The organism is Clostridium sp. UBA5712, assembly GCF_002419845.1.
GTDB lineage: Bacteria > Bacillota > Clostridia > Clostridiales > Clostridiaceae > Clostridium_J > Clostridium_J sulfidigenes.
Genome location: NZ_DIGW01000017.1, coordinates 175,713 through 200,875, shown reverse-complemented (window position 1 = coordinate 200,875; position 25,163 = coordinate 175,713). Strand labels below are relative to the sequence as shown.

Genomic DNA, 25,163 nt, shown 5'->3' with positions numbered 1-25,163 from the left:
ATACGCCTCCAAATTTATTGAGTCATTAAGTTTTTAGTATATGGTAGCTTACATAACCAATAGAGAATTGGTGGGATAATTAGCATTTGAAGTATTATTCCGGGAATACCTTGAGTTATTGCTATAGATATACCCATAGCAGGAGGAAGAAAAATTCCCAAAAATTTTGTAGCAACGACAAAAACTAAACCTCTAGTTATTCTACCTGCAATCATAGATACAATAAGTGATACATATATGTTGAATTTAAATTTCTTAAATATAAGACCTGTAAATAATCCATAAGTACCTAGTTCAACTATCATAAGATATAACATAGGTATTGCAGGCATTATTCCTCCAGTATATAAAAAGCTACAAATAGGACTTAAAATTCCAATTATTAATCCGGTAATAGGACCAAGGATAAATCCAGCAATTAAAACTGGAATATGCATAGGAAGAAGTGTTGTTCCAATACCGGGACCTCCCACTAAATGAAACAATTGGGGAAGTAAAATGCTGCAAGCAATTAAAAGTCCACTGTAAACTATTTGTTTTGTTTTCAATTTTATCACACCTTTTCAATAATTATTTTTGGACTCTAAGTAATTATACCATTATAAGTAAATGTACTTCTATAATTATTTTTAAAATTATGAATATTAAATTAGTAATTTGATATAAAGTATAATAAAAGGTGTTAAAGCAAGTAACTTAACTCCTTTTATCTACTGAACTTAAAATCATACTTAAATAAATTTCTCTATGTTATCGGTAAAGATACCATCACATCCAATTTTATCAAGGTGATTGGCTATAAATGGTTTATTTACGGTGTAGGTGAATACTTTTAAGTTATTATTATGAGCCAATTTGATTAAAGGCTCATTTACTAAATAAACATTAGGATTTAAAGAATAAGCACCTAGATTTTTAGCATAGGCAATTATATTATCAATTTTTCTATCAATTAGCACACCTAATTTTATATTTTTATCTATAGACTTACATATTTCAAGGGAAGTGTGATTAAAACTAGAAAGTAATACATGGTTTTCAATACCATAGTTTTTTATTAAATCAATCACATCTTTTTCTATATTATTATAGTGAATAACATCAGTTTTAAGTTCTATATTTATAAGGACTTTACTAGGTTTAAGTAACTCTAAGACTTGGTATAAAGTTGGAATCTTACATAACTTGCTATTTTCATAATCAATATTTTTAGATTTTAAGGAACTAATTTCTTCGAGGGTTAAGTCTTTTATAAGTCCTTTACCCTGAAAGGTTCTTGCAACATCTTCATCATGAATAACTACTAGCTTATTATTCTTTGTTTTATGAACATCTAGTTCAATTGCTTTTGCACCTGCAATAATAGCCTTATGAAAGGCAAGCAAAGTATTCTCAGGATAATTTTTGCTAGCACCTCTATGAGCAAAATAAATCATAATTTATACACCTCCGTATATAAATATATTACTACAGTTGAACAAAGGTGTTAATATGTGATAAAAGAATAATATATTAAAATATATTAAAAAAGTAATGGGGAATTTCCCCATTACTTAAGGATCGGTTATAATTTTAATTTATATGAGGGCTTTGAAATCCTTCTCTCTTAATAGAATGCTTTTTAGCAGTTCTATTATGATTTTTTCCTGTCTCACTAGTAATTGGTGTTTGATAATTACATTTTTCCATTCTAGCTTGTTTGTTATCTGGTTGACTATCCTTTGTCATAAGAATTCCTCCTAAAAAAATAAATTTGAATATAATTTTAGTGTGGTTTATTTTGTGTATTTTATTATAGGAAATTAAAGGAGTGTAAAATAAATGAAAAGTAGTAGAAATATTTTCAAGACAATTAGTAAATTAACAAAGGTTATAATGATCGTCGTAGTTATTTGCACATCAAATATTTTATTCTATGGATGTAGCTTTATAAGTAAAGAATCAAAGTATAATAATAAAATAGATATAGAAGATAAGTCTAATAAGGATTTGAAAAATAATAATATGGTGGAAGAATTCGGTGAAGAGGAGCCTCAAGTTGACCCAATACAAGATGAAATAGATGCTATGTCATTAGAGGAAAAAGTAGGTCAGCTGTTTATTGTTGGATTTGATGGTTATGAAGTGGATGATAATATTATTAGTTTAATAAAAAATAAAAAAGTAGGAGGTATAATATTATTTAGTAAAAATATTAACACTGTAAGTGGAACAAAAAAGTTAATAGAAAGTTTGAATGGGTTAAATAATGAAAACAAGGTTAAACTTTTTATGTCAGTGGATGAAGAAGGTGGAGTTGTAAGTAGAATTCCTAAGGAAATGGGACGTTTTGAATCTGCATGGGATGTAGGAGCTACTGGAGATTTAAATTATGCTTTTGAACATGGAAAAGCTATAGGTGAAACTATAAAGTCTTTAGGTTTTAATCTTGACTTCGCACCTGTGCTAGATGTGAATTCTAATCCTAATAATCCAGTTATAGGTAATAGAGCATTTTCAGATGATCCTGAAATTGTTAAGAAAATGGGAACGGAAGTATATAAAGGTTTGAAGAGTGCAGGTGTTTTAGGAGTAGGAAAGCATTTCCCAGGACATGGGGATACAGATGTTGACTCTCATGTGGGGGTGCCAGTTATAAATAAATCCCTTGATGAATTAAAAAAATTAGAGTTAATTCCATTTAAATATGCAATAGATAATGGTGTTGAAATGATAATGGTAGGTCATTTATACTTACCTCAATTAGATAAGGATTACGTAGCAAGTATATCTGAAAATATTGTCACAAAGCTTTTAAGGGAAGAGTTAGGATTTAATGGAGTAGTTGTTACAGATGATATGATTATGGAGGGAGTTAAAGGCAAGTATCCAACTAATGAATCAGCGGTTAAAGCTATAGAAGCAGGGAATGACATAATAATAGTATCATCAGGTATACATGATCAAAATAGTGCCATAGATGGAGTAGTAGAAGCTGTTAGAAATGGTATCATTACTGAAAAAAGAATTAATGAGAGTGTTTATAGAATTTTAAAACTAAAAAATACAATTTCTAGACATTGAATTACTTATATAATTGTGATATAAGTAATTATGGGCAGTATAGGAATAACTGCACCTATAATTTGATTATATCTTCAAATTAGAATATATAGATTGAAAAATAATATTCTAATTTGTATATAGCTATTATTCTCTAGGGAAAGCAGCTATAAAGGAAAAGTTTTACGGACAGCTCATATCTTTTAGAATGAGACTTAGATAACAAATTACTTCACATGATTTTTAGTTTTAAATTTCAGTTAATATTTATGTATTGTTTTAATATTAACTTAGAAAACAGATAAAGTGAGGAGTGATTGTTATAAAATTTGGATTCATTGGAGCCGGGAAGGTTGGTTTTTCGCTAGGGAAATACTTTAAAGAGAATGGTATCTTACTTATTGGATATTATAGTAGGAATCATAACTCAGCTAAGGAAGCCGCAGAATTTACTGGCACAAAATCTTTCATAAACTTAAAGGAGTTAATGAAAGAAAGTGATGTGATTTTTATTACTACCCCAGATGGAGAAATTCATGGGGTTTGGAATGAGCTTAAAGAGTTGTCTATAAAAAATAAATTAATATGCCACTGTAGTGGTTTGTTATCTTCGGAAATCTTTTCAGATATAAGCAGGTTTGGTGCTTACCCATATTCTATACATCCTATGTTTGCCATATCAGACAAATATAATTCCTATAAAAATTTTAAAAAAGCCTTTATAACTATTGAAGGACATGAAAAATATATTGATAAATTAGCTGAAATTTTTCGTTCTCTGGGTAATTCGGTAAAAATTATTGAAAAAGAAAGTAAGAGTTTATATCACTTAGCATCGGTTATTAGCAGTAACTTGGTTCTAGGGCTTATTAATAATGGTGTAAATTATCTTAAACAGTGTGGTTTTAGTGAAGATTTAGCCATTGAAGCCTTATATCCTCTTATAAACAATAATATAGAGAATATAAAATCTTCAGGAATGGTAAAAAGCCTTACAGGACCATTGGAAAGAGGTGATTTATCTACTATGAAGGCTCATATAGCTTGTTTAAGTGAGGAAGATAAAGTTTTATATAGGATGTTAAATAATAATTTGTTAAAGGTGGCAAAGAAAAAAAATAAAAATAGAGATTATAGTGAGATTGAACAATTTCTAGGAGAGGAAAAATAAAATGAAAAATACGACTATAACATTTAGAGAAGCAAAGGCAAAGGGTGAAAAAATAACTATGCTTACTGCCTATGACTATTCCATGGCTAAGATTATTGATAGTTCAGGGATTAATGGTATTTTAGTTGGAGATTCAGTAGGGATGGTGTGTCTTGGTTATGAGGATACAATTTCAGTAACTATGGAGGATATGATTCATCATACAAGGGCCGTAGCAAGAGGAACAGAAAATGCTTTAGTAGTTGCAGATATGCCATTTATGTCTTATCAAACTTCTGTTTATGACGCTGTTTTTAATGCGGGACGCCTTATGAAAGAGGGACGTGCTCAATGCGTAAAAATAGAAGGTGGAGTAGATATGTGCAATAGAATTGAAGCTATAACTAAAGCGTCTATTCCTGTAATGGCACATATAGGATTAACCCCTCAATCAGTAAATTCCTTAGGGGGATTTAAGGTGCAGGGAAAAAGTGAAGAAGCGGCTAAAGAACTTATTGAAGCAGCAAAAGCGGTAGAAAAAGCTGGCGCATTTTCAGTGGTCTTAGAGTGTGTTCCAGCTAAGTTATCAGAGATAATTAGCAAAGAAATATCAATTCCAACAATAGGTATTGGAGCAGGAGCTAGTTGCGATGGGCAAATTCTTGTATATCAAGATATGTTAGGAATGTTTAATGATTTTACACCTAAGTTTGTTAAGAAATATGCGGATTTAGGAGCTACAATGACAGAAGCTTTTAAAGCCTATATTGAAGATGTAAGTAAGGGAATTTTTCCAGCACTAGAGCATGGATTTAAAATAAGTGAAGAAGTTATATCTAAACTATATTAAAAGTAAACTCAGTGCTGAGTGAATTAATAAAATTAAACTAAAAAGAAGGTAAAATTATGGAAATATTAAATGATGTAATAAAAGTAAGAGAAGTAGTTAAAGGGTGGAAGGCTCAAGGTTTAAAAGTAGGATTAGTTCCAACTATGGGTTATTTACATGAAGGTCATGAAAGTTTGATTAAAAAGGCTGTATCAGAAAATGATAGAGTAGTAGTTAGTGTTTTTGTAAACCCAACTCAATTTGGGCCTAATGAAGATTTAGATAAATATCCTAGAGATTTAGAAAGGGATTCAAAACTTTGTGAAAATGCTGGAGCAAGTTTAATATTTCATCCAGAAAGTGAAGATATGTATTATAAAGATGCTTCAACTTTTGTAGAGGTAGGTGGTTTGACCACTGGACTTTGTGGAAGTAGCAGACCAACGCACTTTAGAGGAGTTTGCACTGTAGTTTCTAAGTTATTTAATATTATACCTGCCCATAGAGCATATTTTGGAGAAAAGGATGCTCAGCAATTAGCGGTTATAAAAAGAATGGTAAGAGATCTGAATTTTGATATTGAAGTAGTAGGATGTCCAATTATTAGAGAAACTGATGGACTTGCGAAGAGTTCAAGAAATATATATTTATCTCCAGAAGAAAGAAAGGCTGCATTAGTGCTTAATAAATCTCTTTCTATGGCTAAAAAACTATTAGAGGATGGAGAAAGAAATCCAGATAATATTAAAAAGCTAATTAGGGAAAATATAGAGAAAGAAGATTTAGCCAAAATAGATTATATAGAAGTGGTAAGCAGTGAAAGTTTAGAGATGGTAAAAGAGATTAAGGAGGATGTCCTAGTAGCATTGGCAGTGTACTTTAAAAAAGCAAGATTAATTGATAACTTTACTTATCACATATAATTAGGAGGAAAAACAATGACAATAACGATGTTAAAGGGAAAAATACACAGAGCTACTGTAGTCCAAGCTGAGCTTGATTATGTAGGGAGTATTACAGTAGATGAAGATTTACTTGATGCAGCAGGAATTCTAGAATATGAAAAGGTTCAAATTGTAGATATTAACAATGGAAGTAGATTTGAAACTTATACTATAGCAGGAAAAAGAGGTAGTGGTCTTATATGCCTTAATGGAGCAGCAGCTAGATGTGTTCAAGTAGGAGATAAGGTTATAATTATGAGTTATTGTGAAATGAATGGAGAAGAAGCCAAAGAACATAAACCAACAGTGGTTTTTGTAGATCATAGCAATAAAATAAAAGAAATTGCACATTATGAAAAACATGGTGAGCTTAAGTAAGTATAAACATATATAATTTCATATTTATTAGGAATGTAGAAAGTTCATAAATCGAAATTAACTATTTATGAGCTTTTTCCATTCCTTTTTTTATAAATTTTAAAAATTAAAAATAAGGAATTAAATATATTGTAATTATAACTATATTAAGGAATAATATAATTATATGGATATAAAAGGAGATGGTATTATATGAATATTTATGAACCACATAAGTCTTCTATAGGAAATATAGATGCTAATGTTATGGCTCTGATTGCTTACGGTGCAGCAATAGTAGTAATTTTTATTCCAGGAATAAAGATTATAGCATGGCTTGCTCCTATTGTAATTTATATTTTAGAAAAGGATAGCAGTTTTGTGAAGTTTCATGCTATGCAAGCTTTTTTAATAAATATTGTAGGTATTATATTTAGTTCTATTATATTTATGATTATAGGTGGTAGTATAGGATTAATGTTTTTTAGACCTCTAGCATATGGGGCCCTAGGTACTATATTACTATCAGCAATAATAACAGGTATAGTTGCTATAGTTATAACTATATTTGAAATTATTTCAATGGTGAAGTGTTATGAATATAAAGAATATGAAATTCCTATTATAGGGTTAATGGCTAGAAAAATAGCATATAAAAAATATTGATATGGTATAATCTTTGAAATTCGTAGATTGATGATGATATTAAAAGGATTTTTAAGGATTATACTTAGATGTACGAAATAAAATGGGATAATGATGAAAAGAAGGCTTTTTTAATTTATGTATTTATAGTAAAATAAAGGTATTAACCTTTAAAAGAATAGGAGGATGATTATTATGAAAGTTATAGATGAAAATAATTTTGAAAATGAAGCAGGCAAAGGTTTAGTTTTAGTGGATTTCTTTGCTACTTGGTGTGGACCATGCCAAAGATTAACTCCAGTGTTAGAAGATATTCAAGGAGATTTTGATGGTAAAGTTAAATTTTTAAAGTCAGATATTGATGAAAGTAGATCTCTTGCTAAAAAATTCTCTGTTATGAGTGTACCCACTATGGTAGTACTTAAAGATGGAATTCCTGTAGATAGAATGGTAGGCTATATGTCTCCAGAAGACATTAAAGCTAAACTTCAAACTCATCTTTAAAAATAACAAATAAAAATCTCACCAACTTGGTGGGATTTTTATTTATATTATAAAAGTAAAAGTGTAGCATATATATCAGATTTAAATGATTAGTTTTTAATGAAATTTAATAATCAACCTAGTAAATTAAATATTTTTTACATAAATATAAATATGAAAATGGTAGTAAATAAAAGAAAATGAAAGTAAATACTATATTTCAACGGGAAATTAAGAAAAAATATGATATACTATATTTGACACATATTCTAATGTGATATACTATATTGATATAAAGAGTATAACAATGAATTGCGGGGGTTCAATTATGATAAACGTTGGAATAAATGGATTCGGAAGAATCGGAAGAACTTTTTTAAGGATAGCATGTGAAAGTCCTGAGACGGATTTTAATATTGTAGCTATAAATGCTAGAGCAGATATAAAAACACTTGCACATTTATTTGTTTATGATTCATGCTTTGGTACCTTCAAAGGAGACGTTAAGACAACAGAGGATTCAATAATAATTAATAATAAAGAAATAAAGATAACAAGATGTGGATCACCAAAAGAAATTCCTTGGAAGGACTTAGAGGTTGATTTAGTTATAGAGTCTACTGGAAAATTTAAAACAAAAGAAGAACTTATGGATCATGTAAAAGCAGGAGCTAAAAAAGTTATATTAACAGCACCAGGTAAAGATGAAGATATAACAGTAGTAATGGGTGTAAATGATTCTGATTTAGATTTATCACAACATACAATCATATCAAATGCATCATGTACTACTAATTGTCTAGCACCTGTAGCTAAAGTAATAGATGATAAATTTGGGATTAAAAAAGGATTTATAACTACAGTTCACTCTTATACAAATGACCAACAAATCCTTGATAAGAGTCATAAAGATTTAAGAAGAGCAAGAGCGGCAGGGGAATCTATAGTGCCAACTACAACTGGAGCTGCAAAAGCGGTTGCAAAGGTATTACCTCAATTAAAGGGTAGATTAGATGGATTTGCATTAAGAGTTCCAACAGCTGCTGTATCTATAACAGATTTAGTATGCGAAGTTGAAAAAGAAACTACCGTAGAAGAAATAAATAGAGTAATTAAAGAAGCATCTGAAAATGAACTTAAGGGAATATTAGGTTTATGTGAATTACCATTAGTATCTGTAGACTTTAAAGGAGATAGTAGATCTTCTATAGTAGATGGATTATCAACTATGGTAAATGGAAACATGATTAAAGTAGCATCTTGGTATGATAATGAGTGGGGATATTCAGCAAGAGTTGTTGATTTAGCTAACTACGTTGCACAGATGTTAAAGGAAGAAAAAGTTACTAAAATAGCTTAAGGTGTTAAGGGTTTTAAGTAACAATATAAATTAATTTAGCCAACTATTATAAAATACCAATATATTTAATTTAGAGTCAAGAGATTATTTTGTAAAAGAAATAGTCTCTTGATTCTTTTTATAGTATAATTAGACCTTGAGTTGAATTATAAATTTGAACTATATTTGAGTAGGTGATTAAATGTTAGAAAATAGATTTTTACCAATTTGTAAAGATGATATGTTAGAAAGACAATGGGAACAGTTAGATTTTATAATAGTAACAGGAGATGCATACATAGACCATCATAGCTTTGGTACTGCTATAATTTCTAGAGTTCTTGAAGATGCAGGATTTAAAGTAGGAATAATTCCTCAACCTGATTGGCATAACACTGAAGATTTTATGAAATTAGGAAGACCTAGATTAGGATTTTTAGTTAATGGTGGTAACATGGATTCCATGGTAAATCATTACACTGTAGCTAAAAGAGTTAGAGAAAAGGATCTTTATTCTCCAGGTGGGAAAATGGGTTTAAGACCAGATCGAGCTACTATTGTATACTGTAATAAAATTAGAGAAGCATATAAGAATATTCCGGTTATAATTGGTGGAGTAGAGGCTAGTCTTAGGAGATTTGCCCATTATGATTACTGGAGTGATAAGGTAAGAAAATCAATGTTAGTAGATAGTGGAGCTGATTTACTTATATATGGAATGAGTGAAAAGCAAATAGTAGAAGTGGCAAATTGTTTAAATGATGGATTAGAAGTTCAGTATATAAGACATGTGCCTGGAACATGCTATATGATAGATGAATTAGAATATGTAAGCGGGTATATTGAGATACCGTCCTATAAAGCTGTATCTATAGATAAGATGGAGTATGCCAAAGCATTTAAGGTTCAATATGAAGAACAAGATCCAGTAAGAGGAAAGGCTCTAGTACAAAAGCATGCCAATAGATATGTAGTACAAAATAGACCAGAGATGCCACTAACTAGGGAAGAGTTAGACCATGTTTATGGATTATCTTACACAAAAAATTATCATCCTTGTTATGAAGAAGCAGGTGGAATAGCTGCTATAGAAGAGGTTAAATTTAGTATAGTTAGTTCTAGAGGTTGCTTTGGAAATTGTTCTTTTTGTGCTATAACTTTCCATCAAGGAAGAATAGTTCAGAGTAGAAGCGAAGATTCTATTTTACAAGAAGTTGTAGAAATAACAAATTTACCTGATTTTAAAGGATATATTCATGATGTGGGAGGTCCTACTGCAAACTTTAGACGCCCTGCATGCAAAACTCAGCTTAAGCATGGTGCATGTAAGCATAAGCAATGTTTATATCCAAAACCATGTAAAAATATAGATGCAGATCATACTGAGTATTTAGAACTACTAAGAAAGGTAAGAGCTACTCCTAAGGTGAAGAAGGCATTTGTACGCTCAGGGTTACGTTATGATTATATAATGGCAGATAAAAATGATACCTTCTTTAAAGAACTTGTAGAACATCATGTAAGTGGACAATTAAAGGTAGCTCCAGAGCATGTTTGTGCTGATGTTTTAAAGTATATGGGAAAACCATCTGGGAAGACCTATGATAGATTTGTAGATAAGTTTTATAATCTTACTGAGCAAGTTGGAAAGAAACAATATATTATACCTTACTTAATGTCTAGTCATCCAGGGAGTACATTAGCATCAGCTATAGAGTTAGCAGAATATCTAAGAGATATTAATTATCAGCCAGAGCAAGTTCAGGATTTTTATCCAACACCTGGAACTTTATCTACAGCTATGTTTTATACAGGGGTAGATCCATTAACTATGAAAGAGATATATGTACCTAAGAGCAAGAGGGAAAAAGCAATGCAAAGAGCTCTTCTTCAATATAGAAACCCTAAAAAGTATGATATAGTATATGAAGCTTTAGTGGAAGCTGGAAGAGAAGATTTAATAGGAAATGGACCGAAGTGTTTAATAAGGCCTAAAACACAAGGAAAAAATCTTAACCATGGTGGAAATTACAGTAGGCATAAAAAGGTTGGTAAAGAACATAGTAATAGTAAAACAGTTTTACCTAGAGGTAGTCATGGAAGAACTTCTTTAGAAAGAAAAAAGGGTAAAAACACTTCTACTAATAAGAGAAAATCTATGAAGAAAACTCGTCAGTAGTTAGGGAAAAGAAATAAGAAATAAGAAATAAGAAATAATTAAATCAAAATTTATTGTAAATATAAAATAAAAGTAATAATGATAGTAGATTTTCATTATTACTTTTATTTTTGATTAAAAAAATTTCATTATTGACAAAATAGTACGATGGTAGTACTATTTATTTAAAGATATAGTACGAAATTCGTACTAATTAAATTTTACGTTTAGCAAACAATAATATAGGTTGTAATCTATTGATTTAATAATTGAATTATGATGATTGTAGGATATAAGAAGATTTTAAAGGAGTAGGTGTAATGGAGGATAATGACAAGTTAATTGAAGAATTTTCGAATTTATGGAAAATGTTTTTGTCTTTTTCAAATCAACATAGGACTATGGAGGAATTTCCTAGGATAGAAAGACTTAATACTATGGAAATTAGTATTATAAGAATTGTCTATGATAGGGATGATATAATTTTAAAGGAAATTTGTAATATGTTAGACATACCTAAAAGTACTTTAAGCAGCGCTATAGATAGGCTAGAAAGACTTAATTATGTGAATAGAACTATTAGTAAGAGAGACAGAAGATCCTATGGATTACAACTTACAGATGAAGGCAAGGAAGTGAAGAATGAACATATAGCTTTTGAAAGAAAATTGTATGGATATGTTTTAAATGCCTTAGACACAAATGGTGAAAGAGAAGAATTTTTAAAGCTATTTAGAAAGATAGTTAATAATATTTAAGTTTTATGAAGGGAGAAATGCTACTTAATTAGATATAAAATTGGAGTAGCAGGTGATGTTATGGAGACAGAAAAATTAACAATAAGAGTTCAACAAAGTTTAAATGATGCCTATGAGGAAGCAGTAAGAAATAATCATCAACAAGTAGATATTATTCATTTATTCTCTGCACTTCTAAATCAAAGAGATGGATTAATACCTAATGTCCTTGAAAAAATGGGTGTGGATGTTGAAGGAATTAAAAGAAAAGTAAATTTAGAGCTAGAGAAAATGCCTAAAGTATTAGGAGAAGGAGCTCGTTCATCTGGAGTTACTGCCACTAGAAGAATCAATGAAGTTTTAGTTAAGGCTCAAGATATATCAGAGAAATTTCATGATTCCTATATAAGTGTAGAACACATAATGATGGCTATCATGGAGGTTGATGCAAAAGGTATATCAGGGAAAATACTTAAGGAATATGGCATAGATAAAGAAAAATTTATGGAAGTGTTATCTCAGGTTAGGGGAAATCAAAGGGTAGATACTAATGATCCAGAGGGAACTTATGATGCTCTTGCTAAGTATGGAACGAATTTAATTGACCTTGCTAAGGAACATAAATTAGATCCTGTAATAGGAAGAGATGAAGAGATAAGACGTGTAATTAGAATTTTATCAAGAAGAACTAAAAACAATCCAGTGCTTATTGGTGAGCCTGGAGTAGGTAAGACTGCCATAGTTGAAGGTTTGGCAGAAAGAATTGTACGTGGAGATGTACCAGAAGGATTAAAAGACAGGATGATTTTTTCTTTAGATATGGGAGCTTTAATTGCAGGAGCTAAGTATAGAGGTGAATTTGAAGAAAGACTTAAAGCTGTACTAAAGGAAGTTAAGAGTTCTGATGGGAAGATAATATTATTTATAGATGAAATTCATACTATTGTAGGTGCTGGAAAAGCTGATGGAGCTATGGATGCAGGAAATCTTATAAAGCCTATGCTAGCAAGAGGAGAATTACATTGTATTGGAGCTACTACTTTTGATGAATATAGACAATATATAGAAAAAGATAAAGCATTAGAGAGAAGATTTCAACCAGTTATTGCAGAAGAGCCTACAGTACAAGATACAATTTCAATATTAAGAGGACTTAAGGAAAGATTTGAAATACACCATGGAGTTAGAATTCATGATTCAGCTATAGTAACAGCAGCCAAATTATCTAATAGGTATATTCAAGATAGGTTTTTACCAGACAAAGCCATAGATTTAATTGATGAAGCTGGGGCTATGATAAGAAGTGAAATAGATTCTCTTCCTACAGAACTTGATATGGTTAGAAGAAAGCTATTTACATTAGAAACTGAAAGAGAAGCTCTGATTAAAGAAAGTGATGAAGCATCTCAAAAGAGACTTGAACAACTTCAAAAGGAGTTAGCAGAATTAAAAGAAAAAAATGATGAAATGACTGCTAAATATGAACAAGAAAAAAGCAAGATTCTTGAAGTTAGAACTTTGAAAGAGCAATTGGATGAAGCTAGAGGTAAGGTTGAAAGGTATGAGAGAGAATATGATTTAAATAGTGCTGCAGAACTAAAATATGGGGTTATACCACGTCTTGAAGAAGAAATAAAGGAAAAAGAAGAAAGCATGCACAATAATTATGAAACAGCCCTTCTCAAAGAAGAGGTTACAGAAGAAGAAATTTCTCAAATTGTATCTAAGTGGACTGGAATTCCAGTAACACGATTAGTAGAAGGGGAAAGAGAAAAACTATTAAGATTAGAGGAGGAACTTAGCAATAGGGTAATAGGTCAAGATGAAGCAGTAACAGCTGTTGCTAATGCCGTAATTAGGGCTAGAGCAGGGATGAAAGATGAAAATAAGCCTATTGGTTCATTCATTTTCCTAGGGCCTACAGGGGTAGGTAAAACAGAACTGGCTAAAACTTTAGCGAGAAATTTATTTGATAGTGAAGAAAATATTATAAGAATTGATATGTCAGAGTACATGGAAAAATATTCAGTATCAAGACTTATAGGAGCGCCTCCAGGATATGTAGGTTATGAAGAAGGGGGACAATTAACTGAAGCGGTAAGAAGAAATCCATATTCAGTAGTTTTATTTGATGAGATAGAAAAGGCTCATGAAGATGTATTTAACGTATTTCTACAAATATTAGATGATGGAAGACTCACTGATAATAAGGGCAAAACTATAGACTTTAAAAATACTATAATAATTATGACTTCTAATATAGGTAGTAGTCATCTACTAGAGGATAGTGGTGTGATTACTGAAAAAACTAAAGCTTTAGTAATGAGTGAAATGAAGAGTAGGTTCAAGCCAGAATTTTTAAACCGTGTAGATGACATTATAATGTTTAAACCACTAAATATTGAAGGTATAAAGAAAATTATAGATATATTTATTGACCATGTTAGAAGAAGATTATATGATAAAAATATAGGTTTAGAAATTACTGACGTAGCTAAGGAGATTTTAGCAACAGAAGGCTATGATCCAGTTTATGGGGCAAGACCACTAAAAAGATATATTGGAAATGTTTTAGAAACCATGATTGCAAAAAAAATTATAGCTGGGGAAGTTTACGATGGATGTAATATTTTAGTAGATGGTAAGGATGAACAAATAGTATTTGAAATAAGTAATAAAGGGATTACTACTGTATAAATAAAGATAAAATAAAATATTTATATAATTACTTGCATTATACGTAAAGTGTATGTTATACTGAGTAAGTGGTTAAACACAAATAAAATTGAAATAAAGATTTAACATATATAATAATTTTCTCCAATTCGAGGATTTGTTAATAATAGGTGGATCTTTAAAATGGAGGAATTGTAAATGGCAGATAGAACATTAACATGCAGAGATTGCGGAAACGAATTCGTATTCACAGAGGGAGAGCAAGCTTTCTACGCTGAAAAAGGATTCGAAAATGAGCCAACTAGATGTGCTGATTGCAGAAGAGCAAGAAAAGCAGAAAGAAATAGAAGATAATTAATATTTAATATTTCAATGAAAGCTATAAGAAGTGATTCTTATAGCTTTTATTTTTGAGCTATATAGAATTAACTATTTATATAAAAAGTATTAATGTATAAAATTTTAAAAATAAGTAGAAATATATATATAAGTCTAATATGATGTGAAATAGGAATAATGATTAGATATTAATTAGATACAAGGAGAAAGTTATGGAAAGTGGATTTAACAAATATAATTTAAATGAAAACATATTACAGGCTCTAAACAATCTAGGGTTTGAAAATCCTTCTGAAGTTCAAGATAAAACAATACCAAGTCTTTTGGATGGAGAAGATATTATAGTAAAATCACAAACTGGAAGTGGGAAAACAGCGAGCTTTGGAGTTCCTATTTGTAATGAAGTTAGGGTAGAAGAGGGAAAAATAACAGCATTAGTTCTAGTTCCCACAAGAGAACTTGCATTACAGGTTAAAGATGATATATCCAATATAGGGAGAATAAAAAAAGTTAGATGTGCTGCTGTTTTTGGAAAGCAGCCTTTTAATGAGCAGGTTAGAGAACTTAAGCAGAGGGTACATATAGTAATAGGAACACCTGGGAGGATAAGTGACCATATGAATAGAGGAAACTTAAACTTTAAGGATTTAACATATGTAATCATTGATGAAGCAGATAAAATGCTAAATATGGGTTTTATAGATCAGATAAGTGATATACTAGATAGAATACCGAAAAAAAGGACAACAGCTCTATTTTCTGCAACAATACCAGAAAGTATCGAGGAGCTATGCACTAATTATATGATAAACCCTAGATTTTTAGAAATAGAATCCAAGATATTTAATCGCGATAAAATAAAAGAATCATATTTAAATGTTGAACATAAAGATAAGTTTAAAGCCTTATGGAAGAACTTATATGCATGCACACCGGATGCAGCTATAATATTTTGTAATACCAAAGATAAAGTTAAAAAAGTGTATGAAGAATTAAAGTCAGAGGGAATTTCAGTAGAACAACTACATGGAGATATGGAACAAAAAATAAGGATTGAAACTATGGAAAGGTTCAAGAATGAGGAATTTAAAGTACTGGTTGCTACGGATATTGCAGCAAGAGGGATTCATGTAGATAATATAACTCATGTATTTAATTATGAAGTTCCAATGGAAAGGGAAAGTTATGTTCATAGAATAGGTAGAACAGGAAGAGCAGGACGGGAAGGAACAGCTATAACTTTAGTTTCTGAATATGAAAAGAAGTATTTGACTTCTATAGAAGAATACTTAGGGTATAGTATTAAAAAGGGGAATTTCCCAAGTGATTTAGAGATTAAAGAAGGTAAGAGTGTATTTAAGGAGAGTCAGAAAGAACTTAAAGTAGGACAGAGAAATAAAAAGAAAGTAATTCATAAAGATATCTTAAAAGTATACATTGGAGCTGGTAAAAAAAAGAAAATAAGGAATATAGATATAGTGGGAGCTCTTAGTAATCTTCCAGATTTGAATGGAGACGATATTGGTATAATAGATATACAAGATAATATTTCTTATGTAGATATACTGAATAATAAAGGTGAGAACTTCTTAAAAAAATATGGAGAGATAATTATTAAAGGTAAAAAAGTTAAAGTGCAAAAATCTAGGAAATAAAATTAAAATATATATTGAATTATTATTATCGCCATGATATACTAAAAGAGTAGTAAATACAAAAATATATTATAAAGATTTAAGATTAATAACACTTTTCTCCAGTTTTAGAGAATCAGTTAGTTAAAAGTAAATCTTTAAAAATGGAGGAATGAAAAATGGCAGATAGAACATTAACATGTAAAGATTGCGGAAATGAATTCATATTCACAGAAGGAGAGCAAGCTTTCTACGCTGAAAAAGGATTCGAAAATGACCCAGTAAGATGTGCTGATTGCAGAAGAGCAAGAAAATCAGAAAGAAATAGAAGATAGTAATATTTAATATTTCAATAGAAGCTATAAGAATTAATCTTATAGCTTTATTTTTATATAAAATTATAATAATTTATTAAAATATAAGGATTGATTTTATATATAGTATATGAGTTATTTAAAAATAAAATAATCCTATAATTGGTATAAAAATGGATATAAGTATTCAAAAAATACTTGAAATTTAACTAGCAAAGTGATAAACTGAAACCATAAAATAAAAAGATTCACATCTATTATAACTTTCTCCGTTTTTAGGGAATTGGTTAATTGAATGTAAATCTTTAAAAATGGAGGAATTAAAATGGCAGATAAAACAATATTATGCAAAGACTGTGGTAAAGAATTTATATTTACAGAGGGAGAGCAAGCTTTCTACGCTGAAAAAGGATTCGAAAATGAGCCAGTAAGATGCCCAGATTGCAGAAGAGCAAGAAAAGCAGAAAGAAATAGAAGATAATAATCTATTTTCTATAGAACTACAGACTAAGGTCTTGTAGTTCTTTTTTTTAGTTAAAGGACTATTCTAAGGCAATTAAAAGATAATAGATTGCCTTAGAATAGTCCTTTATTATATTAAAATATAAATTAAACTGCTAGGTGTAGTAGATTTACGGATAATGTAAAGTATAGAGTTAGTGCAACCGCATCTACTATAGTTGTGATTAATGGGCTTGCCATAATAGCAGGATCTAATTTTAATTTTTTTGCTAAGATGGGTAGTATACCACCTACTATTTTAGCTACAACAACAGTACAGAATAAGCTTATACATACAGTGAAAGAAATTAAAAGGTTAATTTTTTCAAAATAATATATTCTTATAAAATTTACTATGGCAAGAACGGAACCTGTAATGATACTAACTCTTAGTTCTTTAAATATAACTTTAAATCCATCAGATAATTTTATATCTCCTAAGGCAAGACCTCTTATGATAAGAGTTGAAGATTGAGATCCGGCATTGCCGCCTGTATCCATTAACATTGGAATGAAGGAAGCAAGAATAACTACTGAGGATAGGACATCTTCGAATTTTCTTATAATGTTTCCTGTAAAAGTTGCTGAAATCATTAATACAAGAAGCCAAACTATTCTATGCTTAGAAAGAGTCCAAACACTGGTCTTTAAGTATTCTTCTTCATTTGGCTCCATAGCGGCCATTTTTTGGAAGTCTTCTGTGTTTTCTTGGTCTATAATATCTACTATATCATCTATGGTGATTATTCCAACTAATTTTTTTTCATTATCAGTAACTGGGATAGATAACAAGTCATACTTTTTAAATAGTTGAGCTACATTCTCTTGATCATCTAAAGTATTAACATGTATAAATTCAGTTTTCATTAAATTTTCTATTAGCATATTTTCATCACTTAAAATAAGTTTTCTTAAAGAAACAATACCTTCTAGCTCTCTGTTATCGCCTAAAACATAGCAAGTGTGAATAGTTTCCTTATCTATGCCTGTTTTCTTTATATGAGCAATAGCTCCATTTACAGACATATGCTTTTTTAAATCAGCAAATTCTATAGTCATTATACTTCCAGCTGAACTTTCAGGATATTTTAAGAATTGATTTATAATCTTACGAGTATTTTCATCTGTATTTTTTAAAACTTTTTTAACCACATTAGCAGGTAGTTCTTCTAGAAAGTCTATAGTATCATCAATGAATAAATCATCTATAATATTTGAAATTTCACTATCGGTAATAGAGTCAATTATAAATAGTCTTTCCTCGTGGTCTAGATAAGAAAATACATGTGCAGCTTTGTCTTTAGGAAGTACTCTAAAAATTTTAACTACAGATTCTTTATCCATTTCACCTAATAAAGTAGCTATATCTACTACATTCTTTTTTTCAAGAGTTTTTCTTGCATCAATGAATTTTTTTTCATTGATTAGTTTTATTGTGTTTTCCATTGTTACCCCTCCTATTAATTCAATACATTATGAACGTTCAAAATAAGTATTGACTAAAATTGAAAAATTATAATTTCTAGGTTGTAGTGGGTAAAAAACAATGAAGACATAAAAAAAGCATTAAACCTCATGTTTAATGCCTTGATAAATAACTATGTAATATTTCTATCTGTTTATGGACATAAAATTCTTAATGATAGATTTAACTTTGAAAAAGTTAAAGTAAAATTAAATTATGCCATAAAGAGGGTAAGAAGTTACATAGAGTTTTATTTTTGGATTAAACAATAAACTTATTAAATCTTCATTGTCAATATTACTACTACCATCGTCCATGCTTCTTACACCTCCTAAAGTTTATCAAATAAAAAAACCTCCGTAAACTAAAACGCAGGCAAATACTAATAATAGTATGTCTCGTTCAAGTTTTAGCTCTGCAAGGCAATGAAATTGCGTTAGATTAAGCCTTCTTTGTTCGGCAAAATCTGCTAACCAGTTAAGAGTGTTTCCACTCTTTTACGGTAGCAACCCGTATCCTTGTAGTAACCTCACCTACCGAGGTATATAAAATTTTCCACTAAATAATTATATTACTTTATTTAAAATAAGTCAACAGTAAAAGGTGAATTTTTTTAAATCATTTCATTTGATAAAATATAGGACTATTTATTTTAAAAGAAATAGTCCTATATTATGTATTATTGCATTTTTAGTTCTCAACGTGTAATAAGAATTTACTTGAAACCTTTATTCCAATAGCACCTAAAGGTGCAGTTATTAAAATGGATAATACAGATATTGCTAGAATAAAATCTCCAGAAACAACACCTAGAGACAGAGGCAAGGCCCCCATGGCTGCTTGAACTGTAGCTTTAGGTATATAGGAGATGACACAGAAAATCCTTTCCTTTACGTTTAAATTAGTACCTATAAGTGAAATTATAACTCCAATACTTCTACCTACTAGTCCTATAAAAATAATTATTATACCTATTGCGCCTGAGGTGAATGCTACAGATATGTTTACTTGAGCCCCCACTAAAACAAAGAGTAGAATTTCAGCAAATATCCATAATGTATTAAGTCCTTGAGAAAGGGGAGCAGCAACATTAGGAAGTTTCTCAGTAAGAACAAAGCCAATAGTCATAACACCTAAAAGGCTTGCAATTAATAATTTATCTTTAAAGATAGTTTCTAAGGTAGTTAAAAGTATAGAAATAGCTAGCACAATTAGTATCTTTTTTACATCATTAATACTACACTTTTTAAATAAATATATAATTACAAAGCCTAATATTAATCCTAGTACTATTCCTAATATTATGGAAAGTGGTATTTGTAAAAGTTGGGAAGCGATATTAACGTTCTTACCAGAATATAAGGCAAGAAAGCTAGTTAATATTGTAATTGCAAATACATCATCAATAGAAGCACCAGCTAATATTAAAGTAGGGATGCTCTTATTAGTGCCAATTTTTTTATCTATAAGGCTAATCATTTGAGGTACAACTACAGCAGGAGATACGGCAGCAATTATAAATCCAAGGATTCCTCCCTGGATAAAGGTGAATCCTAGTAATTTAGTAGAAATAAAGGCTATAAAAAAACCTTCTAATATTCCAGGTATACAACTCATTTTTATTGCAGGTTTTCCAATTTTCTTTAAATCGGACGTTTTTATACCCATCCCAGCTCTTAATAAGATAACAATAAGTGCTATTTTACGCAAATCAGAAGAGATATTTAGTAAATCTCCATGAACCAAATTAAATCCATAGGGACCTATAGTGATTCCTAAAATTAACATACCTAAAAGTCCAGGAAGTTTAATTTTTTCAAATATAAAGTTAGAAACAATAGCAAGTAATATAATAATTGCTATACTTGTAGCCATAAAATAGCCCTCCTTTTAAATTAAAGCTTTACAATGCCAAGATTAAGACCATAAATTATTAACACAAAATATTGAAAGAATTTATTTGGTGTTAATAATTTAGTTATTTTACACATAAAAATCTCCTACAGACATACTCATAGCGTTGTCTGTAGGAGTCATTAGCAATTGCGATTAAGGTGAACTCCATCACCATAAATTATATTTTGAGTATATCAATGTTTAAAAATAAAATCAATATTTAAAAGTTTAAAATTTTATGGGAATTAAAATTTCGATATACGAAATTATTATAGAATTTCATAGAATATTATGATAACATAATAAATATAGAATAAATTTACATATATAAGGAGGAAATATTATGTTATTAGAAAAATTAATCAGTGCCTTTGGTGTTAGTGGATATGAAAAAGACATAAGAAGCGTAATAAGAGAAGAGATTAAGGAGTTAGCAGATGAAATTACTGTAGACGCCCTTGGAAATTTAATAGTTTATAAATCAGGAGTTGGAGAAAATAAGAAGAAAATTATGGCCTCTGCTCACATGGATGAGATAGGATTTCAAGTTGTAAAAATAGAAGATAAGGGGAATATTAGAGTTAGAGCATTAGGTGGAATCCCGGTTATTGGTACATCTATGAATAGAGTTAAGTTTAGAAATGGAATAATTGGACTAGTAGCTAGCACAATTAAGGAAAAAGAATTAACCACAGATACTAAAAAATTGTATATCGATATTGGAGCTAGTAGTAAGGAAGAAGCAGAAAAATATCTTAAAGTTGGAGATGTAGCAGCATATGTTGGAGATTATGCAGAGCTTAAGGAAAACAATATAACAGGTAAAGCGCTAGATGATAGAATTGGATGCTATATATTAGTGGAAGCTTTAAAGAAAATCAATAAGCCGTATAATGATTTATACTTTGTATTTTCAACACAAGAAGAAGTTGGTCTTAGAGGAGCTACTGTTGCAGCTAATAGAATTAATCCAGACTTAGGAATAGCTCTAGATGTTACAACTGCGCATGATTTTCCTAATTGCCCAGAAGGTAGCAATAAAGTTGGGGAAGGAACTGCGATTAAGGTTTCAGATGGTTCAGTTATATGCAATGAATATTTAGTAGAAGAGATGGTCAATTGTGCTAAGGAAAATAACATTAAATATCAATTGGATGTTATTGATGGTGGTGGTACAGATGCAGGAGCTATCAATAAATCCAACTTTGGAGTTAGGGCCACAGGTATATCAGTAGCAACTAGATATGTACATGGACCTAATGCGTTACTAAGTATGGATGATACAAATGCATCCATAGATCTTTTAGTGAATTATGTAAATAGAGAATTTAACTTTGACGAAGAATAGAATTAAATATAAATTTAATTTACGATAGAATTAAATAAAGAGATGTTTGTTATAAACAATATAAGTATAAGAGGAGGAAAGCATATGTTAAACTTTACACTTTATAATCCAACTAAATTAGTATTTGGAGAAAGTACAATAGAAACTATAGGAGAACATTTAGTTAAGAGTGGAATTAGAAAGGTATTAATAGTATATGGAAAAGGCTCCATAATGAAAAATGGAGTTTATGATACTGTTGTAGAATCTTTAGAGAATAATAACATAGATTATATTAAATTATCAGGAGTTAAGCCTAATCCAGTATTATCAAAGGTTCAAGAAGGCATAAAGTTAGCTAAAGAAAATGAGGTAGATGGAGTTTTAGCTGTAGGTGGAGGAAGTGTAATAGATTCGTCTAAAGCTATAGCTGCGGGAGTATGCTATGAGGGCAATGTATGGGAGTTATTTGAAGGTAAAGGAAGTGTTAAAAAAGCACTACCTCTATTTACTATATTGACTCTATCAGCAACAGGATCTGAGATGAATTCAGGTGGTGTAGTAACTAATGAAGATGAAGGTAAAAAGTGGAGCTTTGGTTCACCTTTATTATATCCTAAAGTATCTATTTTAGATCCTTCAGTTCAAAGATCTCTTCCATCCAATCAAACGGCTAATGGAGCAATAGATGCTATAAGTCACGTATTTGAAGCTTATTATGGTGGAACAGAAAGTACTGATATGCTTGATGAACTTTCAGAAGGTATTATAAGAACTGTAATTACACATACTAGAGAGTTATTAAAAGATAGCAACAATTATAAATCACGAAGTGAACTTGCTTTTGCAGCAACTTTAGCCTTAAATGGATTGAATGGAGTTGGAAGGAAAGGTGATTGGGCATCTCATTCTATAGAACATTCTCTTTCAGTACTTAATGATATTGCCCATGGTTCAGGTCTTGCTATTATAATGCCAGCATGGATGAAATATGTTTATAAAGAAGATGCTAAGAAATTTGCGAAATTTGCATGTCATGTATTTACTATAAATGAAGGTAGTGACGAAGAAAAGGCCCTAAAAGGTATTGAGGCGCTGAGAGATTTCTATAAGGAGATAGGAGCACCTATAACTTTAAAAGAAGTGGGAGTTAAGAGAGAAGAATTAGATTTTATAGCTGATAATGCTGCAATCCTTGCACCTATTGGAACACTTAAACCTTTAAAAAGAGATGATATCTATAATATATTAGAAATTGCTTTTGAATAAGCTTATAAGAATACAATATTATTAACTTAAAGTAAACATCACATTAAATAAATCTTAGTTTATTTAATGTGATGTTTTTTATTTTATATTATAAAATATTTTAAAAGAATTATAAGTATATCAGAAGATAGTTTACAAAATTAAAGTATAATTTAATGTTAATAAATTTAATAATATACTAATTAAAGATATTTTATAAAAATAAAAAGGAATAGTAACGTATTTATAGAATATATAAGAAAAAATGGGGTATATTACTGGAGTTTGGGGGAGTAGATTAATGTTAGAAAGTTATAGGTATGTACAAAATGAAAATATAACGGTTTATTATATTGGAAATGATATGAGATTTGTAGTAGAAGTTAAAGAGGAAATACTTTATGCATATAAAGAATTAGAAAATTATTTTCATTTAATAGATAAAGGATTTTCTATAAGGGCTATTATAGCTATGAACAGAAGAGAATATAATTATATAAGTAAAATGATTTTAAAACTTAGGGGGAATAATGAATCTAAGAAAAGTCAAGTAGCTATTACATCTAAAAATGATCTGTTGATATTATCACCTTTTGCATATGAAGAAGAATCTACTTATACTTATGATGAGTATAAGCTTAAAAAAGTAATTTACAGTCAGGTAGTTCATATATTTCATGAATTTCTATCTTTAAATTCAGAAGTTTCATCTACATGGATAGGACAAGGAATAGCTATGTATTTATCTGAATTATGGAAAGAGGGTGAAGTAAAAAAAGTAATAAATGAAGCTATAAAGAAAGACATGATACCACAATTAAATGAAATTCAAGAAAATGAAAGTCTATATAAGATATGGGCATGGACTATAGTCAAGTATATAGAAGAAAACTATGGTAAGGAAACAATAAATAAAATTATAAGAAACTATGATGTAGATGATATTTTTAATATATTAAAGTGTTCTATTGATGACTTTGAAGTTCAATGGAAAATTTGGTTAAAGGACGAAAATAATCTATCATAGAAAATAAAGACCGTTTCAATTTAGAAACAGTCTTTACTTTTTATGTTCTAATTATTTTCTTTTTTCCCAAGTATATATGTAAGTATAAAACCAATTAAAAAAGTTATAATTGATAGCATTCCTGATAAATTAAAAGTAAAACCAGGATATACTGGAAAGACAGAACCTAAAATTAATCCACAAATAGCAAAATATGCAGGTTGAGGATATTTACTCATAAAGGATTCTATGAGCTTTGTCATAGTCAATATACCGACAAGAACACCCAAACCACCAGGAATAAGTAAAGGAATATTAAAGGTAGAAACTGCATTAGTAAAAGTAGTATATAGTCCAATAATCAAAAGTACTAAAGAACCACTTACCCCTGGAAGAATCATAGTGGCAGCTGCAATGAATCCTGCTAGGAATAGGGATATAAAAGATTTTACACTTAAACTAGTCATAGCTATAGTGCTAACTTCTACATCACTAAATATAGACATAATTACCATTAATGTGAAAGTTAAGAGAAACCAAAGATAATTTATTTTTTTTACTTTTCCCTTTGTTGCTCTTTTATATAGCATAGGAAATGAACCTAAAATCAATCCTATAAAAAAGAAATTGGTTGGCTCAGGGTGATTTGTTAATAGATTTGTAATTAATTTACTAAATAGTATTATACCTAAGCCTGCACCTATAGCTATTTCACCAAGAAAGAAAATATTTTTTTTCCAATCTTTAAAAAAGCTATTTACAGCAGATATAAGTTTATCATAAATACCTAGAACTACCGCCATAGTTCCTCCGCTAACACCAGGAATAACATTGGAGACACCAATAACCATTCCTTTTAAAATAACAAATATATTTTCCATACTTTATCTCCTCATATAATTAAATTTGTAGTTAATTTAAACTAAGGTTATAAATAACTACTCTAATTATATTGAGAACTCTTTTAATTTGCAAATTAATTATTTAAAAGTTAATAATATATTTATTTTTTGTTAATTTTAGGTTATTCGTGTTATAATGCAGATATGATGGATTATTTAAATTTTAATATT

The 25,163-nt window shown here is 29.7% G+C and carries 24 protein-coding genes and 2 riboswitches; of the genes, 18 read left to right on the top strand and 6 right to left on the bottom strand.

Annotated elements, in window-relative coordinates:
• Window positions 1–14: 14 nt before the first annotated feature.
• The 3 genes from B3B03_RS16850 to B3B03_RS16840 form a co-directional block, all read right to left on the bottom strand.
• On the bottom strand, window positions 15–548 hold the full coding sequence (locus B3B03_RS16850; RefSeq protein ID WP_346877867.1) for an ECF transporter S component: 534 nt from the start codon (window positions 546–548) through the stop codon (window positions 15–17).
• 183 nt (window positions 549–731) lie between these two features.
• A complete protein-coding gene (locus B3B03_RS16845; protein ID WP_346877866.1) occupies window positions 732–1,436 on the bottom strand; it encodes a glycerophosphodiester phosphodiesterase family protein in 705 nt (234 codons plus the stop codon).
• 136 nt (window positions 1,437–1,572) lie between these two features.
• The gene (locus tag B3B03_RS16840) at window positions 1,573–1,728 is read right to left on the bottom strand and encodes a hypothetical protein (RefSeq protein WP_167402876.1); all 156 of its coding nucleotides are present in this window, start codon (window positions 1,726–1,728) and stop codon (window positions 1,573–1,575) included.
• 93 nt (window positions 1,729–1,821) lie between these two features.
• Between B3B03_RS16840 and B3B03_RS16835 the strand changes: the two genes are divergently transcribed.
• From B3B03_RS16835 to B3B03_RS16765, 15 genes are all read left to right on the top strand, one after another.
• Window positions 1,822–3,063: a glycoside hydrolase family 3 protein gene (locus tag B3B03_RS16835; protein ID WP_346877865.1), complete on the top strand. Its 1,242-nt coding sequence runs from the start codon at window positions 1,822–1,824 to the stop codon at window positions 3,061–3,063.
• Between the two features lie 301 nt (window positions 3,064–3,364).
• Entirely contained in the window at window positions 3,365–4,213 is an 849-nt protein-coding gene (locus B3B03_RS16830) for a Rossmann-like and DUF2520 domain-containing protein (protein ID WP_346878006.1), read from the top strand.
• Between the two features lies 1 nt (window position 4,214).
• Window positions 4,215–5,042, top strand: a complete 828-nt coding sequence (gene panB / locus B3B03_RS16825) for a 3-methyl-2-oxobutanoate hydroxymethyltransferase (protein ID WP_346877864.1) — start codon at window positions 4,215–4,217, stop codon at window positions 5,040–5,042.
• Window positions 5,043–5,098: 56 nt separating this feature from the next.
• Window positions 5,099–5,944 (top strand): pantoate--beta-alanine ligase, encoded by an 846-nt coding sequence (panC, locus tag B3B03_RS16820; protein WP_346877863.1) that lies wholly within the window; start codon window positions 5,099–5,101, stop codon window positions 5,942–5,944.
• Between the two features lie 15 nt (window positions 5,945–5,959).
• Window positions 5,960–6,343 (top strand): aspartate 1-decarboxylase, encoded by a 384-nt coding sequence (panD, locus tag B3B03_RS16815; protein WP_346848912.1) that lies wholly within the window; start codon window positions 5,960–5,962, stop codon window positions 6,341–6,343.
• Between the two features lie 192 nt (window positions 6,344–6,535).
• On the top strand, window positions 6,536–6,988 hold the full coding sequence (locus tag B3B03_RS16810) for a DUF4870 domain-containing protein (RefSeq protein ID WP_346848913.1): 453 nt from the start codon (window positions 6,536–6,538) through the stop codon (window positions 6,986–6,988).
• Window positions 6,989–7,162: 174 nt separating this feature from the next.
• Entirely contained in the window at window positions 7,163–7,471 is a 309-nt protein-coding gene (trxA, locus tag B3B03_RS16805; protein ID WP_346848914.1) for a thioredoxin, read from the top strand.
• A 304-nt stretch (window positions 7,472–7,775) separates the two neighbouring features.
• Window positions 7,776–8,810: a type I glyceraldehyde-3-phosphate dehydrogenase gene (gap, locus tag B3B03_RS16800; RefSeq protein WP_150843439.1), complete on the top strand. Its 1,035-nt coding sequence runs from the start codon at window positions 7,776–7,778 to the stop codon at window positions 8,808–8,810.
• 181 nt (window positions 8,811–8,991) lie between these two features.
• On the top strand, window positions 8,992–10,968 hold the full coding sequence (locus B3B03_RS16795) for a YgiQ family radical SAM protein (protein ID WP_346877862.1): 1,977 nt from the start codon (window positions 8,992–8,994) through the stop codon (window positions 10,966–10,968).
• A gap of 299 nt (window positions 10,969–11,267) precedes the next feature.
• Window positions 11,268–11,705 carry a MarR family winged helix-turn-helix transcriptional regulator gene (locus B3B03_RS16790; RefSeq protein ID WP_346877861.1) on the top strand — a complete coding sequence of 146 codons (438 nt, stop codon included), beginning with the start codon at window positions 11,268–11,270 and terminating at the stop codon, window positions 11,703–11,705.
• A gap of 60 nt (window positions 11,706–11,765) precedes the next feature.
• A complete protein-coding gene (gene clpB, locus B3B03_RS16785) occupies window positions 11,766–14,381 on the top strand; it encodes an ATP-dependent chaperone ClpB (RefSeq protein WP_346848917.1) in 2,616 nt (871 codons plus the stop codon).
• A gap of 177 nt (window positions 14,382–14,558) precedes the next feature.
• Window positions 14,559–14,714, top strand: coding sequence for a zinc-ribbon domain-containing protein (locus tag B3B03_RS16780; RefSeq protein ID WP_035132601.1), 156 nt, complete (start codon window positions 14,559–14,561; stop codon window positions 14,712–14,714).
• Between the two features lie 197 nt (window positions 14,715–14,911).
• A complete protein-coding gene (locus B3B03_RS16775; protein WP_346877860.1) occupies window positions 14,912–16,354 on the top strand; it encodes a DEAD/DEAH box helicase in 1,443 nt (480 codons plus the stop codon).
• Between the two features lie 158 nt (window positions 16,355–16,512).
• Window positions 16,513–16,668: a zinc-ribbon domain-containing protein gene (locus B3B03_RS16770; protein ID WP_035132599.1), complete on the top strand. Its 156-nt coding sequence runs from the start codon at window positions 16,513–16,515 to the stop codon at window positions 16,666–16,668.
• 304 nt (window positions 16,669–16,972) lie between these two features.
• The gene (locus tag B3B03_RS16765) at window positions 16,973–17,128 is read left to right on the top strand and encodes a zinc-ribbon domain-containing protein (RefSeq protein ID WP_035132598.1); all 156 of its coding nucleotides are present in this window, start codon (window positions 16,973–16,975) and stop codon (window positions 17,126–17,128) included.
• A 128-nt stretch (window positions 17,129–17,256) separates the two neighbouring features.
• On the opposite strand, the gene mgtE is transcribed toward B3B03_RS16765, so the two are convergent.
• Together mgtE and B3B03_RS16755 are read right to left on the bottom strand one after the other, a co-directional pair.
• Entirely contained in the window at window positions 17,257–18,594 is a 1,338-nt protein-coding gene (gene mgtE / locus B3B03_RS16760; RefSeq protein WP_346877859.1) for a magnesium transporter, read from the bottom strand.
• 407 nt (window positions 18,595–19,001) lie between these two features.
• A riboswitch (M-box (ykoK) riboswitch) is annotated at window positions 19,002–19,161 on the bottom strand.
• Window positions 19,162–19,303: 142 nt separating this feature from the next.
• Window positions 19,304–20,488, bottom strand: coding sequence for a cation:proton antiporter (locus B3B03_RS16755; RefSeq protein WP_346848920.1), 1,185 nt, complete (start codon window positions 20,486–20,488; stop codon window positions 19,304–19,306).
• A 145-nt stretch (window positions 20,489–20,633) separates the two neighbouring features.
• Window positions 20,634–20,691: riboswitch (Fluoride riboswitch) on the bottom strand.
• 161 nt (window positions 20,692–20,852) lie between these two features.
• Between B3B03_RS16755 and B3B03_RS16750 the strand changes: the two genes are divergently transcribed.
• The 3 genes from B3B03_RS16750 to B3B03_RS16740 all read left to right on the top strand — a co-directional run bounded on the left by B3B03_RS16750 (window position 20,853) and on the right by B3B03_RS16740 (window position 24,111).
• Window positions 20,853–21,857, top strand: a complete 1,005-nt coding sequence (locus B3B03_RS16750) for a M42 family metallopeptidase (protein WP_035132595.1) — start codon at window positions 20,853–20,855, stop codon at window positions 21,855–21,857.
• 84 nt (window positions 21,858–21,941) lie between these two features.
• A complete protein-coding gene (locus B3B03_RS16745; protein ID WP_346848922.1) occupies window positions 21,942–23,105 on the top strand; it encodes an iron-containing alcohol dehydrogenase in 1,164 nt (387 codons plus the stop codon).
• A gap of 244 nt (window positions 23,106–23,349) precedes the next feature.
• Window positions 23,350–24,111 carry a hypothetical protein gene (locus B3B03_RS16740; protein WP_346877858.1) on the top strand — a complete coding sequence of 254 codons (762 nt, stop codon included), beginning with the start codon at window positions 23,350–23,352 and terminating at the stop codon, window positions 24,109–24,111.
• 47 nt (window positions 24,112–24,158) lie between these two features.
• Here B3B03_RS16740 and B3B03_RS16735 read toward each other — a convergent pair whose 3' ends face one another.
• Window positions 24,159–24,971 carry a DUF368 domain-containing protein gene (locus B3B03_RS16735; RefSeq protein ID WP_346848924.1) on the bottom strand — a complete coding sequence of 271 codons (813 nt, stop codon included), beginning with the start codon at window positions 24,969–24,971 and terminating at the stop codon, window positions 24,159–24,161.
• Between the last annotated feature and the right edge of the window lie 192 nt (window positions 24,972–25,163).